Raw genomic sequence first — 15,007 nt, 5'->3', positions numbered from 1 at the left:
CTGGGCCTTCACCCTCACCGCCACCGCCTGCAATCTTGTGCGAATACCAAAGCTCCTGGCCCAAACATGAGACCAACGCTCCACCAAAGCGCCGATCACCCGGGATAGACCAGCACCCAAAACCACCCTCATAGGGGGCTGACCTCAAACCAAGGCCCAAAACCCTATACGTCAGACTTTTTCAGCAGCCTGCTAGAGCAGATTCACCAGGTTGATGGATCGCTTTCAGCGATTCCATCCAACCCGGTTCTGCTCTAGGTGTCTGTGTCGAGGAACCCTTTTTCGATTTCCGCCTCGCGCTCCAGCATCATGCGCTTTGCTGCGCGCATATGCACATCCATCACGGCCCCAGCGGCCTCGGCATCGCGCGCTTCGAACGCTTCTATGAGCTGTGCCTGGTAGGAAACGCCGCGTTCACGCAGTTCTGGATTTGGCTGGTTATAGATGCGTTTACAGACCGCGAGATCTTTCAGAAGCCGCGCCAGAAATCCGCAGAAAAAGCCCAGTACGGCGTTTTTGGAGTAGCGGGACAATACCTCATGAAACTCGAGCTCTGCTACCCTTTGGCGTCGTTCTTCTTCGATTGAGGTCGGTGGTTCCGTGTAGGCGCTCATGACGCCGCGCAGTTCCGCGATCTGGGCGTCCGTGATCCGCGGGGCCAGTTCCTGGACAAGCTGTGGTTCCAGTGCGATGCGGAGCTCGTAGATATGCCCGATCGAAACCTCTTTGAAGAAGAAATGATTGGCGAGCAGGGCTGTGGCGTGATCGGCGCTGACCTCGGTGATGAAGGCCCCGCCGCCGGGTCCGGTTCGCGTTCGAATCAGGCCCTGCGCCTCCATGACCTTCAGCGCTTCACGGATCGTCCCTTTGCTGACCTCGAGCCGTTCGATCAACTGGTGTTCCTGCGGCAACCTATCGCCGGGCATGAGGCCATTGGCGATGATCCATTCCTTGATCGTTTCGGCGACGGCGCGCGGACGATTGCGCCCTTTGATTGCGCCAACACGCGCGCCCTTGCGGTCGGATCGGGCGGAATTGCCCTCAAAGGGGATGGTGACAGGCTGCTTCATGATCTTGCGAGAATGCCTCTATTGCCGGGGCCTTGTCACGACATACCATCGTTGCGCTTGGACAGCGGGCTGCGAAGGCGCAGCCGGACGGTGGCCGCAGCGGGTCGGGCAGTTCGACTGCCAGGGATTCCGTGCGGGCCAGGTCGCGTCCGACGATCGGTGCGCTGCGCGCCAGCAGGCTCGTGTAGGGATGCCGGGGGGCGCTGAAGATCGATTCGGCGCGGCCGACCTCTACCACCCGGCCGAAGTAAAGAACGGCGACACTGTCGCTCACCGCCTCGACTACGGCGAGGTCGTGGCTGATGAAGAGATAGGTCAGATCCATTGCCTTGCGCAGATCAGCCAGCAGGTTCAGAACCTGGGCCTGAACCGAGACATCGAGCGCTGACACCGGCTCGTCGAGAACCAGGATTCTCGGCGACGCCGCCAAGGCGCGCGCGATGCCGATCCGCTGCGCCTGTCCACCGGAGAACTCATGCGGATAGCGGGTCAGGAACTCATCGCGCAGGTTTACCGCGTCGAACAGTTCGGTAATCCGCGCCTTGCGCGCGCTCTCGTCCATACCAAGCAGGTGGATCAGCGGCGCTTCCAGGATCTCGCGGATCGTCTTGCGCGGGTTGAGAGAGGAGATTGGGTCCTGAAAGACGTATTGTATCAGCCGGCCGAATGCGGCCGGATCGCCGACCTGATCCGACAGGTTTTTGCCCTCGATAACGATCTCACCCTTGGTCTGCTTCAGCAGACCCACCAGCATCCGGGCCAGGGTCGATTTTCCGCAGCCGGATTCCCCGACGATTCCGAGTGTTTCGCCCTTGCGAGCCGACAGGCTGACGTCCCGCACGGCATGTATTTCGGGACGCGGGCGGCCGGTCAGGGTCCGCCCGCCGCCGAAGGTCTTGCGAAGATTGCGAACCTCCAGCGCTAACGTCATATCGGCAGGCCTTCGGGCTGGAGGCATCTCACGGCACGCATCCCGTTGCCACCAAGGACGATATCGCCACGCCGGCATTGATCGTTTGCCTTGTCGCAACGGGGGGCGAAGGCGCAGCCGGCGGGAAGATCATCGACAGGTGGCGGCAGACCGGGGATTGCAGACAGGACACGTCGGCCACCGCCGAGTTCGAGAACGCAGGCGATCAGGCGCTTCGTGTAGGGGTGGCTGGGGGTCTTCAACACATCATCCGTCGGTCCCGTTTCGACGATCCGTCCGGCGTACATCACGGCGACCCGATCGCACAGCTGGGAGACCACGCCGAAGTCATGGGTGATGAACACCATGGCAAGGTTGCGTTCGCGGCGAAGATCGCTGAGCAACGCCAGCACCTGGGCCTGGACCGTGACGTCGAGCGCCGTCGTGGGCTCGTCCAGGATGACGAGGGCCGGGTCGTTTACCAGCGCCAGCGCGATCCCGACGCGCTGACGCATGCCGCCGGACAGCTCATGCGGATAGGCCTTGGCCCGAAACGCCGCATTCGGGATGCGGACCTGTTCCAGAAGAGCGACGGCATGATCCCAAGCTGCTTGCTTCGACATCGAACGGTGACACCGGATGGCTTCGACCATCTGGTCGCCGACTCTGTAGAGCGGATGCAGCGTCGCGAGCGGATCCTGGAACACATAGGCAACCCGTCCGCCGCGCAGCCGACGCAGCGCCTCCCCGTTCATGGACAGGGTATCCGTGCCGTCGACACGAACCGCGCCACCGGTCACCACCCCCGGCGGCGAGGCGACAAGGCCCAGAAGCGACAGCGCGGTCACCGACTTGCCGGAGCCGGATTCGCCGACGATGCCGAGGCACTCACCCGCGCGTACCTCAAAGTCGACGCCGCCGACGGCGCGATAGGTTCGGCTGCCAAGCCGGAATTCCGTGTGAAGGTCTTCAACCTTCAACAGCGCATCAACTTTCCTGGTCTCCGGCGGGTTGTTGGTGCGGTCGACGCGCGTTGCGGCGGCCGGCCGGGAGAGGGCGCCCGAACGGAGCCGGGGATCGAGGGCATCCCGGATGCCATCGCCAAGAAGGTTCACGCTCATGACGATGACAAAGATCATGACGCCGGGCACGATGGATGCATGTGGAGCGGTTATCAGAAGCTTGCGCCCCTCGCCCAGCATGGAGCCGAGGTCGGCTTGCGGTGGCTGCGACCCCAGGCCGAGGAAGGACAGGCCGGCGGTTTCCAGGATCATCCATCCGACCGTGGTCGACATCGCGATCACGATCACGGGCATGACGTTTGGCAGGATTTCCGAGACGATGATCTGCCGGTCGTTCATTCCGGACAGGCGTGCGGCATCGACGAACTCGCGATGGGCAAGAGCGACCGTCACGCCCCGGATGTTCCTTGCGAAGAAGGGGATGTTGACGACCGCAACGGCGTAGAGTGCGTTTATCAGCCCTGGGCCCAGGACCGCAACGATGGCGAGAGCCAGCAGGATGTAGGGGAAGGCCATCAGCATATCGATGCCGCGCATGATCAGGCTGTCGGTTCGCCCGCCGAAGTATCCGGCCACAATGCCGATGGCCGAACCGATGACGGCGGCGATCACCGCTGCCGCCGCGCCAACAACGAGGCTGAGCTGGGTCCCCCAAAGAAGGCGGGCGAGGAGATCGCGGCCCAGATGATCGGTGCCGAGCACTGCGCCATCCGTGAAGGGACGTTTCAGCCGGTTGGCCGGGTCGGTCAGATCCGGATCTGCAATCGGCAGGAAGGGGACCAGCAACGCCATCGCGACGACCAGCAGCAGGACGATTCCGCCAAAGGCCGCAAGGTGGTTCCGCGCGATGAGCTTAAGGGCGGTCATGATGCATTCCCTAGGTCTTGACCCGCGGGTCGAGCCAACTCTGCGCGAGATCGGCCAGAAGATTGAACAGAACATAGCTTCCAGCTACGACCACCACGCCGCCCTGCACCAACAGAATGTCCCGGGTCGCGATGGCCTGAACCAGCATCCGGCCGACGCCCGGCCACTGAAACACGGTCTCGATATAGACCGCGCCGCCCAGCACGAAGCCGGCTTGAATGCCGATGACCGGGATGACCGACACCAGGGCCGCCTTGAAGGCGTGGCGGTAGAGAACGCCCGATTCGGGGACGCCTTTCGCGCGGGCGGTGCGTACGAAGTCCTGCCGCAGCACTTCCAGCATGGCCGAGCGGGTCAGGCGCGCAATCACTCCGGTGGCAACGACCGAAAGGGTGAAGGCCGGCAGGATCAGATGGCGCAGCAGATCCGGCAGATCGCCGCCGCCGTAGATTGCGAACATGCCGCTGGCCGGCAGCACCCGCAGCTGGACCGAAAAAAACAGGATCAACAGCAGGCCGAGCCAGAAAGACGGGATCGAGATACCGATCAGGACGATGAAGGTCAGGATCTTGTCGGTCCAGCCGTATTGCCGCGCGGCGGTCCAGATCCCGATCAGCAGGCCCCAGACGGTGCACAGCAGCAGGGCGGCGCCCGCCAGGATCAGGGTGGCGGAGAAGCGCTCCAGCACCTCGTCCAGAACCGGCCGGTTCAAACTGTAGGACCGCCCCAGATCGCCTTGCAGCATGTTGCCGAGCCAGATGAAGTACTGCTCGATAAGGGACTTATCGAGGCCGAGGCTGCGGTTCAGTTTCTCGACATTCTCCGGCGTGGCATAGGATCCGAGGATCGCCGTCGCGGGATCGCCGGGAATCAGCGCCATGATGGCAAAGACGATGACGGTCAATCCTATGAGGATCGGGACGATCGCCAGCAGGCGCTTCAGGACATAGAGGTGCATGGGTTACTCCCAGCAGGAGGAAGCCGCGGCAGCGGCCGGGAGAAGGCCTTCGGCGCCCCTTCTCCCGGCCGCATATCGGCCCGCGTCTTAGCCCTTCGTGACCTCCTTCAAAAGAAGGAAGAAGGAAGGCTGAAGCTTGAAGCCGGAGACCTGTTCGGAGGTTGCGGCATTCTGCTTCCAGTTGGCGATAAAGGCCCAAGGGGCATCGTCATACACGATTTCCTGCATCTGCCGGTAGAGCTTCGCCCGTTCGGCCTGGTCGGTCGCGCTGCGTGCCGCCTCCAGAAGCTCGTCTACCTTCGGGTTGGAATAGTAACCCGAGTTGAAACCACCCTCGTCAGGCCAAGCCCCGGTGCGCAGGGCCAAGTAGGGCAACGTGTCGGGATCGTTCGTCATCCAGGCCATTTGGGCCATATCCGCCTTGCCTTCGAGCCCCGGGTTCACCTTGCCAAGGAAGGTGTTCCATTCATAGGTCTCGATCTTGACCGACAGGCCGATCTTCGCAAGGTCGGCCTGAATAGCAGTGCCCATCGGCACCGGGTCCAGCATGCCGGACCCGCCTTCGGTGACGTAGAAAACCAGTTCTGCGCCCTCGTGTCCCGCTTCTTTGAGCAGCGCCATGGCCTTTTCCGGATCGTAGGGATAGGGCTGGAGCGCTTCATTGTGAGCCCAGGAGAAGGCCGGCGGCGTCGGGCTGGATGCGACCTCTGCGGTGCCCTGCAGGATATTCTCGACCAGCGTTTTTTTATCGATGGCATAGTTGATCGCCTGACGGACCCGCTTATCGGCGAAGGGGCCTTCCTTCGCGTTCAGGATCAGGAACCAGAGATGCGGCCCCGCCTGCTCCAGCAGGGTGAAGCCGTTGCCGTCGAAGGAAGCGACAGAGTCCGGCGGGATCTCGACCATGACGTCGATGCCACCGGACAGCATCTCTGCGACCCGGGTGTTGGCGTCGGTGATGGGCCGGAACACGACAGCTTCAAGCGACGGAGCGCCGTCCCAGTATTCATCGTTGCGGGCGACGACGACCTTGGCGTTGGATTGCCACTCGGCAAACTTGAATGGGCCTGTGCCGACCGGGTTGCGGCCGAACTCCTTGCCGCTCGAGCGCACGGCATCGGGTGAGACGATCAGCCCGGTCGGGTAGGCCAGGTTCGACAGGAAGGGCGCATAGGGTGCATTCAGTTTGAACTTTACGGTGTCTCCGTCGACGGCCTCGACATCTTCCACCGCCGAGAAGAAGAAGGCCAAGGGGAAAGGACCGGTCTCGTGAGAGGGATGGGCCTCGTCGAGCATGCGGTCGAAGTTGAACTCGACCGCTTCGGCATTGAACGGCGTGCCGTCGTGGAAGCTGACACCACTGCGCAGCTCGAAGACGTACTCCGTCCCGTCCTCGCTGATCGTCCAGCTTTCCGCCAGGGCCGGTTCGACCTCCAGGGTGCCGTCTTTGTAGCGGACCAGACCGTCATAGACGTTCATCAGAATGCGGAAATCGTTGACTGCCGTGACGGCTGCAGGGTCGAGGGATTTCGGCTCCGCGATTTGTCCGACCACCAGAACGCCGGGTGGGGTCTGAGCCGCTGCCGTGTGCGCTGCGAACGCCACGGCGGCTAGACCAAGCCCGAAAACGGATTTGTATAGATACCCCATGTTCGCCTCCTGAGTATTTTTATTGAGTATGGGCTATTTATCATAATAAATTTGTCGCTACAAGTTTATCATGATAAATAGCCAGGATCGGCGGTACCGCTGGCACCGCAAAACGATGGGATCCGGAACAGTGACTTTCTCTATTCTTGCGATGGACGAGAAAAGCGGCGCGATCGGCTGTGCGGCCGCGACGGGGAACCTGGCGGTCGGCGGTTGGGTGTTGCGGGCATCGGCTAGGGCGGGGGCGGCGGCAACCCAGGGCTTAAGCGTGAGTCCACTCTGGGGTGACGATGCGCTGGTACACCTCGCAAACGGCGCCACGGCGCGCGGCACCGTGGCTCAACTGACTGCAGAGGACAGCGGCCGCGACTACCGGCAGCTTTCGGTTCTGGATCGCTCCGGCGGCGTGGCCGCTTGGACAGGCCCCCTGAATACAGACCACAAGGGTCAGATCGACGGCCGCGGTTATGTGATCGCCGGCAACTGGCTGTCGAGTGTAACCGTGCTCGACGAGATGGAAGCGCGCTTCCTGGACAGCGCGACGGGTCACGACGACTTCGGTCGGCGGCTTCTGGAAACGCTTGCGGCCGGGATCGCGGCAGGCAGCGATTCCCGGGGCACGCTCTCGGCTGCAATCCAAATCGTGCATCCGAACCGGGCGCCGCTCGATCTGCGTGTCGACTACGATGAAGACCCCTTGGGCCGCCTGAAAGCGATCTACGCCCTGGCGACAACCGAGCCCTATGCCGCCTGGACCGACATCGTTCCGACCCTGGAGGACCCTTATCGATGTTGACTTTTCCCGCTTTACCCGCCGACACCGGCGAGATCCTGATGCAGCGGCTCGACGAGGTTGCGCAGTTCTCCGAAGGCGGCCCGGGCGTCACGCGACGCCCCTTCACCGACGAGCATCGCCGCGCGAACCAGCTCATTACGACATGGATGCAGCAGGCCGGATTGGACGTGCACATCGATGCCGCCGGAACCCTGGTAGGGCGCAAAGCGGGCCCACCCGGCAGCAAGACGCTGCTGATCGGCTCTCACCAGGATACCATCAGCCATGGTGGGAAGTATGACGGCATGTTCGGCATTGCGCTGCCCATCCTGGTGCTTGAATCCCTGCGTGAGCAGACGCTGCCCTACTCGGTCGAGATCCTCGCCTTCGCCGATGAGGAGGGGGTCCGCTTTCCCACGGCCCTTATGGGGCCGCGCGTTCTGGCCGGAACCTTCGATGACGCCAACCTACAGAAGACCGACAAGGACGGGGTGTCTCTTGCGGCGGCGCTGTCGGAACATGGGGGCGATCCGGACAGCATTGCCGCGGCGAAGCGGAACCCCGGCGATCTCATCGGGTATCTCGAGGTGCACATAGAGCAGGGACCCCTGCTCGAATCGCTCGGCTTGCCGGTCGGTATCGTCACCGCGATTTGCGGTATCGAGCGCTGGACGGTGGAACTGACCGGCCAGGCCGCCCACGCCGGTACGACGCCGATGGACCTGCGTCGGGATGCTTTCGCAGGTGCCGCAGAGATCGCGCTGGCGGTGGAGGGTTACTGCCAGGCGATGGACGGGCTGGTCGGCATCGTCGCATCGATGACCCTGTCGCCCAACGTGCCCAACGCCATTCCCGGCAAGGCGGCATTCACCATTGAATTGCGCGCTTCAGACGATTTGATTCGCGAGGCCGCAGCCTCTGCCCTCACGCAATGGGCGGAGGCCGTCAGCAAGCGCAGAGCCCTGGGCTGTCGTCTGACGAAGACCTATGCGCAGAAAGCCGTACCCTGCGACCCCTGGCTTAGAGGCACACTGGTGCGGTCGTTGACTCACCATGACTTCCGGCCGCATCGGATAATGTCCGGCGCCACCCACGACGCCTCGGCCATGGCCGACCTCTGTCCGGTGGCGATGCTGTTCACGCGATGCCGCGATGGCCTCAGCCACCATCCTGACGAAGCGATCACCGCGGCGGACGCTCAGGCCTCGGCGGCATGTCTCGCCGCTTTTCTTCAGATGTTGGATTCAGATTAGGGCGAATGGCATTGACACGTTAACGGCCCCAGTCGCCAGAATTCTATCGTGATCCGGATCGAGTGTTCGTCACTCGACAGCGCCGCTATAGTCGGTCGCGGGGCGCTGATGCCAGTTCACCTCCATATCGACCTGAGCCGCATTCAAAAGGTTCATGACCGGGCATCGGAACTCCACATTCTTGCAGAGTTTCTGGAACCGTGCTTCGGGCTCATCGCTGTAAACCGTGATGTCAAGCTTTCCACTTTCGAAGTAAGGCCGAATTCCCGGCACCCCCTTGGGTCCGCGCACGTCGATCTGGCTTTCGCAGGAAAAATCCACGCCGGCGTAGTCAAACCCCATCGCATGAGCAACACCGTTGATGATCACACCATCACAGCCAACGAGTGCGATCAATACGGTTTCCAGCGGACTGGGCGCCGAATTCGTGCCGCCCAGCGACGAAGGTTCATCGGTATAAACTGGATCGAAGTCGCGCACCTGGATTTTGGTGCGCGTCCCGGCCGCATTAGTCGCCTTGACGTGGCGTATTCCGATCTTCTTTGTCGCCGGATCGATGCTGGGTTCGATGATATCCGAGTCAATCATTTGGGACATCTGGCTGTGCCTTTCTGTCAACTGATGGGAAGCAGCGCGCCAACCGGGGCGTCGCCGCGCAATAACTCGAAAAGGACCCGGACGACCGCAAAAACGACAAGTCCATAGATGGCGCCTGTCCAAACCCGCATGCCCGCGCGCATGAACAGCATCCAGCACAGAAGCGCAATGGTCGGGATGCTCAGCCCGATCATCCAGACCGCGATGGCATAGACAATGAGAGCAATCAAAATCTGTAGTTCGCCAGCGTCATGCGCAAAGTCAGGTTTGTATTCACGCAGACCGCGATAGAACAACCAAAGTGCAAGTGGCAGGCCGGGAACGATCGCAAGGGCGGGCATCAGGCGCGAGGCAGGATTGAAGGTGAACATTTCCCATAAGGCATACGTGAATGCGGCAGTTGCTACGACTGCGAGCACAAGGGCGATTGTTCGACTGGTGTCCGGTGGCGGCGCATCTTCGTCACCTGGCCCTTCCTCACCCGGTGTCCGGTGTGTCCGAAACCAGCGCCAGGCTGACAGCAAAAGCGGGATCACGATGATCGACCCGATAATCAAGACGCCGGGCCGGGCGAGCCACGACCAGCCGTGAATCTGGTTGGTCAGCCAGAAATACTGTTCCATCGGTCCGGAGAGCACGAAACCCACAAGCGCCGGCGCGCGCGGCCAGCCGCCATGCTTCATCAGCCATCCGAGCGCACCGAGCGTGAACAGCATGAAAATATCGCCCATCGTCGAGGTCGACTGATAAGCCCCGATCACCATGATCAGAATCAGTGGCGCCGCAATGATGGCGAACGGGATCCTTGTCAGCCGTGCGAGCCAGGGGGAGATCGCAAAGCATGCCGCCGCGCCGACAACCGAGGTGAGCGCCACCGACCACACGATCAGGAACATGAGGTCGGGATGCTGGCTGATCATTCGCGGGCCGGGATAGTAGCCAAAAGAAAAGAGCGCCCCGAGGAAGATTGCCGCTGCCGGCCCGCCGGGGACACTGAACAGGAGCGTGGGCACGAGATCCGAAATAACAGTCGCGTTGTTGGCGCCTTCGGACGCGGCGATGCCGCGAATCTCGCCCCTGCCGAATTTCGACTTATCCTTCGTCGAGCGGATCGAGTGGCCGTAGGCGACCCATGTCGAGGCGGAGGCGCCAACCGCCGGAACGAAGCCACCCAGCACGCCAATCAACGATGCGCGCAGCACCAGCCATTTGTGGCGCCAGAAGTCGCGGAACCCCACACCCCAACTGCCGACCGTCATGCGTTCGTGGCTGATGCCGCCGCCCGCCGCCAACATCGAGATCACCTCGGCCACACCAAAAAGGCCAAGCGCTACGATCGTCAGAGAGAAACCATCAAGCAGGTAAACCTGTCCGAAGGTAAACCGGAAATCCGCCGCCGCCTGGGCCGGGCCGACGACCCCCAGCAGCAGTCCCAGGCAGGCCGCCGCCAGCCCCTTGGCCAGATCCTTGCCAATCATCGAAGAGGCGAAGAACAGACCCACCAGCGCGAACATGAACAGTTCCGGCGTAGAGAGCAGAAGCACTATCGGTCCGGCCACCGGGATTGCCACGAAAAGCACCACAGCACCGACGAGCCCGCCGACCATGGAAGCAAGAAATCCCACGCCCAAGGCGCGCGCAGCCTGTCCCTGCTTGGCAAGGGCATGTCCCTCGATTGCTGTGGGCGCCGAAGCTGGGGAGCCGGGCGCTCCCAGTAAGACCGAAGTAATTGTGTCTGACGTATAGACCACGGAAACGGCGCCAAGCAGCATGGCAAGGCCGGAGTAGTCATCGAGGTAATAAACGAACGGCAGGAGGATCGAAACCGCCGCCACACCGCCAAGCCCGGGGAGCATTCCGAACACCATCCCAACGAGCATGCCGGCGAACAGCGCGAGCAAGCGTAGAGGGTCGGTAAGAGCGTCGAGCGCCGTTAGCGCGTTCTCGATCATATTGGTCCCTCGACCGAACGGCCCTCAGGCAGGACGGGCCCGAAATCCGGGCCCGTCCCGACCTTACATCTTTACGCCGAATTTTTTGCTCAGAAGGGTACGCAAGTATTCTTTCACTTCGGCGGGGGGCGACAATGCTGCCTTGATGGCCGCTTCGGTTGACGGACCTGCGTTCAGGCGCGCTCCGTTCGTGACCTTTTGGCTTTCGGCCTGGAATTCAGGGTCGGCGTTGATGTCGGTAACCGCCTTCTCGAAGATATCCAGCACCCCTTGCGGTGTGTCGGGGTGCATGTAGCCTGTAAGACCATAGGCATAGGTCACAGAAGCGACACCCTGGAAAGCGTCCCACTCGATGCCGGATGGCGCCTTTCCGTTCATACTCTCGTAGACTTCATAGACCGATGGCAGCTCAGGTGCGATGGGATCCCGCCCCTTTAGAACGCCGTCCATCATTGAGCCACCGGTCCACAACGGCACCGCGCTGCCTGCCTCAACCGATGGCACCACCTGGGTGAGATAGACCGGCGTGAACTGGTAGTCGATGTTCACCTCTCCCTGCTCAAAAGCGAGGCGCACAGGGCCACGGCCATTGAACCCAAGGACCGATTTTACGTCGAGGTCAAGAACCTCAAAAGACAGCAGCCCTGGAAGGTCAGAAGCTGCTGCTGCAATTCCGCCATAGATGAGCGGTGCCTTGGCGTTCTTGATATCGGCGGCGCTGGTTACGCCGGTCGAAGGTGATACATAGGCGACCGCGCTGAACGGGTGACTGTAGGCCACACGATAATCGGCAAGACGGTATTCGACGCCTTTCTGTCCCAGAACGAACGGGTTGGCGGTGGACGATGTCGTGAAAAGGATCGTCGTCCCGTCAGATTTCGCGTTCTGTTCAAACCAGTTGGCGCCAAGGATCGAGCCACCACCCGGGCGGTCGATGACGTTGATCTCAGGGTTTCCCGGCAGGTGTTTCTCGAAATACGGCTCAAGAAACTTGGCCGAAACAAACGTTGCGCCGCCCGGGCCGAATGGCACGATCACGTCGATCGATTTGCCGGCGAAGTCGCCGTCCTGAGCATGGGCTGCCGTGGCAAGCCCTAGCAGAGCGGCAAGAACCGCTGTTGTCGTGAGTTTTCGCATTGGTAAATTCCCTCCCAAAGATTTATCCGATCATCTCGGGCGTCAGCCGATGGTGTTCTCAAGCACCCCCAGATTGGTAATGCTGACGCGCATCTGGTCTCCTTCGGCCAGATATTTCGGGGGTTTGAAACCGATTCCAACACCCACCGGGGTTCCTGTCGCAATGATGTCACCTGGCAAAAGCGTCATGGTGCGCGACATGGTTTCGATCAAGGTCGGAATATCGAAGATGAGATCAGCGACCTTCACGCGCTGACGTTCCTCGCCGTTAACTTCGGTCACGAGCTCAAGCGCGGTAACATCACCGACCTCATCGGCCGTGGCGATCCAGGGTCCCATCGGGCAGAACGTGTCGATGCTTTTGCCGACAACCCATTGATTGTGGTCTTTCTGAAGCTGGCGCGACGTGACGTCGTTCAAGATCACGTAACCGAAGACGTGATCGTATGCGTTTTTCTTTGCGACCTGGAAGCACCGCTTGCCGATGACGACTCCCAGCTCACCTTCATAGTCGACCGTGTTCGTCGGATCGAGCGAGCCCTTCACAACATCGCCGGGTCCGCAAACGCTTGTGGTGGATTTCGTGAAAATCACGGGGTGCAAGGGCACCTGTTCCCTTGCGCTCGAATCGAAGCCGCTTGAGTGGAACTCGGCGGCGTGGGCGTAGTAGTTCTTGCCTACGCAGAACACATCGCGGCGCGGCGTAGGGATCGGTGCCAAGAGCTGCACATCGGCGACGGCGATGCGGCGCCCGGACATCGAAAGCCAGCGCGCCAGGCCAGTTTCTCCCGCTTCGATCAGATCGAGTACCGCCGTACGGCTCCCTTCGCCTTCAGCGCAGACGACAACCTCATCACCGTCAAGGAAGCCGGCTGCGGTTTGCCCACCCGTCTCGAACGTAACTAGCTTCATATTCTCGACACCTGAATATTTTATCGATAAAATGAAAAAACATATATAAATGAATCTGTCAAATATGGAAACGATTGCTCAATCTTCAAAAACAGATTAACGAGTCAGCCGTGAACCCATTTGCCGTCCGCACCCAAGCCACCGAGCAAGGCGGAACCCTTGTCGAAGCCGCGTACCGTGCGCTGCGCCGTGACATTATCCGCAGCACGCGCGCGCCGGGCGAGCGGCTCAGGATTGAAAAGCTCAAGAGCATTTACGGGATCGGGCCCACACCCCTGCGCGAAGCCCTTCAGAAACTGAGCATGGATGGTCTGGTCCTGACCGAGGGCAACCGGGGTTTTGCCGTCGCGCCGCTGGACTACAAGGAATTCGAGGATCTCAATCTGGCGCGCAGTTCCATCGAGAAGGAGGCACTGCGGTTGTCGATTGCCCGCGGCGACGACGCCTGGGAAGCGCGTGTTGTCGCGGCCAGCTATATTATGCGCAAGGAAGATGCTGCATTGGCGACTGCCCAGGGCGCTGTGCCCGACACCTGGGAGAACGCGAACGCAGAATTCCACAATGCGATGGTCGCGGCCTGCGGATCAAAGTGGCTGTTGGGAGTCCGCGCAAACCTGCACGACCATTGTGAACGGTATCGCCGTGCCTCGATCTATCACGGACGGGGCTCGCGGGATCTCGCGACCGAGCATTCTGCGATCGTCGAAGCCGTTCTGGCCCGTGACGCGGAGCTGGCCTGCCGACTGACCGAAAGGCATTTTGCCCTGACGGCAACGAGTTTGGCCGAAGAAGCCGCCGACGCGCGCCGCGCCAGTGAATGAACGCTGAAATAGCGCTCTTTGTCATGGCTGGCTTTGTCGGTGGCATCGTGAATGCCGCGGCAGGAGGCGCAAAGCTTTTCGTCTTCCCGATGCTGCTTGCGTCAGGTGTTCCTCCGGTCGCGGCGAATATCACACAGAGCGTCGCCCTTTGGCCTGCTCAGCTACCCGCAGTTTGGGTGTATCGCCGCGAGATCATGGCGGATGCCCGGTCATTGGTTCGCCAGATGATCCCTGCACTCGGTGCCGCGCTGGCCGGCTCGCTTGTCATGGTGAACTCAAGCGACGCTGCCTTTGTCGCAGTTGTGCCCGTGCTGCTCCTGATCTCGGTTGCTGCGATTGTATTTGGACCAAAAACGACGAGTCTGATGCAATGGGCCTTTCCGGGCGATCGGCTCAAGGTCGCAACCAGCGTGATGTTGGTGGCGATCGGGTTCTACGGCGGTTACTTCGGTGCCGGAATGGGATTCATGCTTCTGGCGGTCCTCGCCGCGCCGGGTGGTCTGGGTCTTGGCCGCGTCAATGGTGCCAAAAACCTCTTTGCCTTCGGTATACAGTCTGTCGCCATCCCGCCTATGGCACTGTCCGGCCTGATCAATTGGCTTGCGGTGCTGTGCGTCCTGACAGGTGGGATCCTGGGCGGATACCTGGGGGCGAAGTTGACAAAGCGCCTGCCGGATCGGGCGCTGCGCATCGCTGTTGCAACGCTCGGCGTCGGCCTGACACTTTCGTTCCTGCTCCGCTAAGCGGGAGCGATATGCTGGGAAAGCAGCGCGCCGGCGGTGGCTTCGTCGGTGATGAAGACGGTGGTTTCGAGAAGCCGGATTGCTCCCCATAGGACCGGCGTTTTCTCCGCTCCGCCTGAGACCAGGACGCGCCGAGTGTGGCACCTAGCAGGCTGCTGAAAAAGTCTGACGTATAGGGTTTTGGGCCTTGGTTTGAGGTCAGCCCCCTATGAGGGTGGTTTTGGGTGCTGGTCTATCCCGGGTGATCGGCGCTTTGGTGGAGCGTTGGTCTCATGTTTGGGCCAGGAGCTTTGGTATTCGCACAAGATTGCAGGCGGTGGCGGTGAGGGTGAAGGCCCAG

Annotated in this window: 13 protein-coding genes; 4 read left to right on the top strand and 9 right to left on the bottom strand. The window is 61.4% G+C overall.

Annotated elements, in window-relative coordinates; translation table 11 throughout:
• Positions 1-254: 254 nt before the first annotated feature.
• The 5 genes from HBA54_RS28335 to HBA54_RS28315 form a co-directional block, all read right to left on the bottom strand.
• Complete coding sequence (locus HBA54_RS28335; RefSeq protein WP_167232012.1) at positions 255-1,070, bottom strand: FadR/GntR family transcriptional regulator; 816 nt, start codon at positions 1,068-1,070, stop codon at positions 255-257.
• Complete coding sequence (locus tag HBA54_RS28330; RefSeq protein ID WP_167232009.1) at positions 1,042-2,001, bottom strand: ABC transporter ATP-binding protein; 960 nt, start codon at positions 1,999-2,001, stop codon at positions 1,042-1,044. Before HBA54_RS28330 ends, HBA54_RS28335 begins: the two co-directional genes overlap by 29 nt.
• Positions 1,998-3,869, bottom strand: a complete 1,872-nt coding sequence (locus HBA54_RS28325) for a dipeptide/oligopeptide/nickel ABC transporter permease/ATP-binding protein (RefSeq protein ID WP_167232006.1) — start codon at positions 3,867-3,869, stop codon at positions 1,998-2,000. The genes HBA54_RS28330 and HBA54_RS28325 overlap by 4 nt, the downstream gene beginning before the upstream one ends.
• Before the next feature lie 10 nt (positions 3,870-3,879).
• Positions 3,880-4,827, bottom strand: a complete 948-nt coding sequence (locus tag HBA54_RS28320; protein ID WP_167232002.1) for an ABC transporter permease — start codon at positions 4,825-4,827, stop codon at positions 3,880-3,882.
• An 87-nt stretch (positions 4,828-4,914) separates the two neighbouring features.
• Entirely contained in the window at positions 4,915-6,477 is a 1,563-nt protein-coding gene (locus HBA54_RS28315; protein WP_167231999.1) for an ABC transporter substrate-binding protein, read from the bottom strand.
• Between the two features lie 130 nt (positions 6,478-6,607).
• On the opposite strand from HBA54_RS28315, the gene HBA54_RS28310 reads away from it, so the two are divergent.
• Together HBA54_RS28310 and HBA54_RS28305 are read left to right on the top strand one after the other, a co-directional pair.
• Entirely contained in the window at positions 6,608-7,273 is a 666-nt protein-coding gene (locus HBA54_RS28310) for a DUF1028 domain-containing protein (protein WP_167231996.1), read from the top strand.
• Entirely contained in the window at positions 7,267-8,505 is a 1,239-nt protein-coding gene (locus HBA54_RS28305; protein ID WP_205944973.1) for a M20 family metallo-hydrolase, read from the top strand. Before HBA54_RS28310 ends, HBA54_RS28305 begins: the two co-directional genes overlap by 7 nt.
• A gap of 69 nt (positions 8,506-8,574) precedes the next feature.
• On the opposite strand, the gene HBA54_RS28300 is transcribed toward HBA54_RS28305, so the two are convergent.
• From HBA54_RS28300 to HBA54_RS28285, 4 genes are all read right to left on the bottom strand, one after another.
• The gene (locus tag HBA54_RS28300) at positions 8,575-9,093 is read right to left on the bottom strand and encodes an OsmC family protein (RefSeq protein WP_167231993.1); all 519 of its coding nucleotides are present in this window, start codon (positions 9,091-9,093) and stop codon (positions 8,575-8,577) included.
• A 26-nt stretch (positions 9,094-9,119) separates the two neighbouring features.
• Positions 9,120-11,054, bottom strand: a complete 1,935-nt coding sequence (locus HBA54_RS28295; protein ID WP_167231990.1) for a tripartite tricarboxylate transporter permease — start codon at positions 11,052-11,054, stop codon at positions 9,120-9,122.
• Positions 11,055-11,117: 63 nt separating this feature from the next.
• Positions 11,118-12,191, bottom strand: coding sequence for a type 2 periplasmic-binding domain-containing protein (locus tag HBA54_RS28290; RefSeq protein WP_167231987.1), 1,074 nt, complete (start codon positions 12,189-12,191; stop codon positions 11,118-11,120).
• Positions 12,192-12,233: 42 nt separating this feature from the next.
• Positions 12,234-13,103 (bottom strand): fumarylacetoacetate hydrolase family protein, encoded by an 870-nt coding sequence (locus tag HBA54_RS28285; RefSeq protein ID WP_167231984.1) that lies wholly within the window; start codon positions 13,101-13,103, stop codon positions 12,234-12,236.
• 74 nt (positions 13,104-13,177) lie between these two features.
• Here HBA54_RS28285 and HBA54_RS28280 point away from each other — a divergent pair, with 74 nt between their 5' ends.
• Both HBA54_RS28280 and HBA54_RS28275 read left to right on the top strand, forming a co-directional pair.
• A complete protein-coding gene (locus HBA54_RS28280) occupies positions 13,178-13,924 on the top strand; it encodes a GntR family transcriptional regulator (protein ID WP_205944972.1) in 747 nt (248 codons plus the stop codon).
• Positions 13,921-14,667, top strand: coding sequence for a sulfite exporter TauE/SafE family protein (locus HBA54_RS28275; protein WP_167231982.1), 747 nt, complete (start codon positions 13,921-13,923; stop codon positions 14,665-14,667). Before HBA54_RS28280 ends, HBA54_RS28275 begins: the two co-directional genes overlap by 4 nt.
• Positions 14,668-15,007 lie beyond the last annotated feature (340 nt).

Source organism: Pelagibius litoralis, from assembly GCF_011683915.1.
GTDB lineage: Bacteria > Pseudomonadota > Alphaproteobacteria > Kiloniellales > Kiloniellaceae > Pelagibius > Pelagibius litoralis.
Note: the sequence above shows the minus strand (reverse complement) of the source record. Positions and strands in the feature narration are given on the sequence as shown.

Bases quoted from the DNA above. Each gene is read 5' to 3' on its own strand.
- HBA54_RS28315 (WP_167231999.1), bottom strand. From the start codon at position 6,477: ATGGGGTATCTATACAAATCCGTTTTCGGGCTTGGTCTAGCCGCCGTG.
- HBA54_RS28305 (WP_205944973.1), top strand. From the start codon at position 7,267: ATGTTGACTTTTCCCGCTTTACCCGCCGACACCGGCGAGATCCTGATG.
- HBA54_RS28320 (WP_167232002.1), bottom strand. From the start codon at position 4,827: ATGCACCTCTATGTCCTGAAGCGCCTGCTGGCGATCGTCCCGATCCTC.
- HBA54_RS28295 (WP_167231990.1), bottom strand. From the start codon at position 11,054: ATGATCGAGAACGCGCTAACGGCGCTCGACGCTCTTACCGACCCTCTA.
- HBA54_RS28285 (WP_167231984.1), bottom strand. From the start codon at position 13,103: ATGAAGCTAGTTACGTTCGAGACGGGTGGGCAAACCGCAGCCGGCTTC.
- HBA54_RS28275 (WP_167231982.1), top strand. From the start codon at position 13,921: ATGAACGCTGAAATAGCGCTCTTTGTCATGGCTGGCTTTGTCGGTGGC.
- HBA54_RS28335 (WP_167232012.1), bottom strand. From the start codon at position 1,070: ATGAAGCAGCCTGTCACCATCCCCTTTGAGGGCAATTCCGCCCGATCC.
- HBA54_RS28290 (WP_167231987.1), bottom strand. From the start codon at position 12,191: ATGCGAAAACTCACGACAACAGCGGTTCTTGCCGCTCTGCTAGGGCTT.
- HBA54_RS28330 (WP_167232009.1), bottom strand. From the start codon at position 2,001: ATGACGTTAGCGCTGGAGGTTCGCAATCTTCGCAAGACCTTCGGCGGC.
- HBA54_RS28300 (WP_167231993.1), bottom strand. From the start codon at position 9,093: ATGATTGACTCGGATATCATCGAACCCAGCATCGATCCGGCGACAAAG.
- HBA54_RS28325 (WP_167232006.1), bottom strand. From the start codon at position 3,869: ATGACCGCCCTTAAGCTCATCGCGCGGAACCACCTTGCGGCCTTTGGC.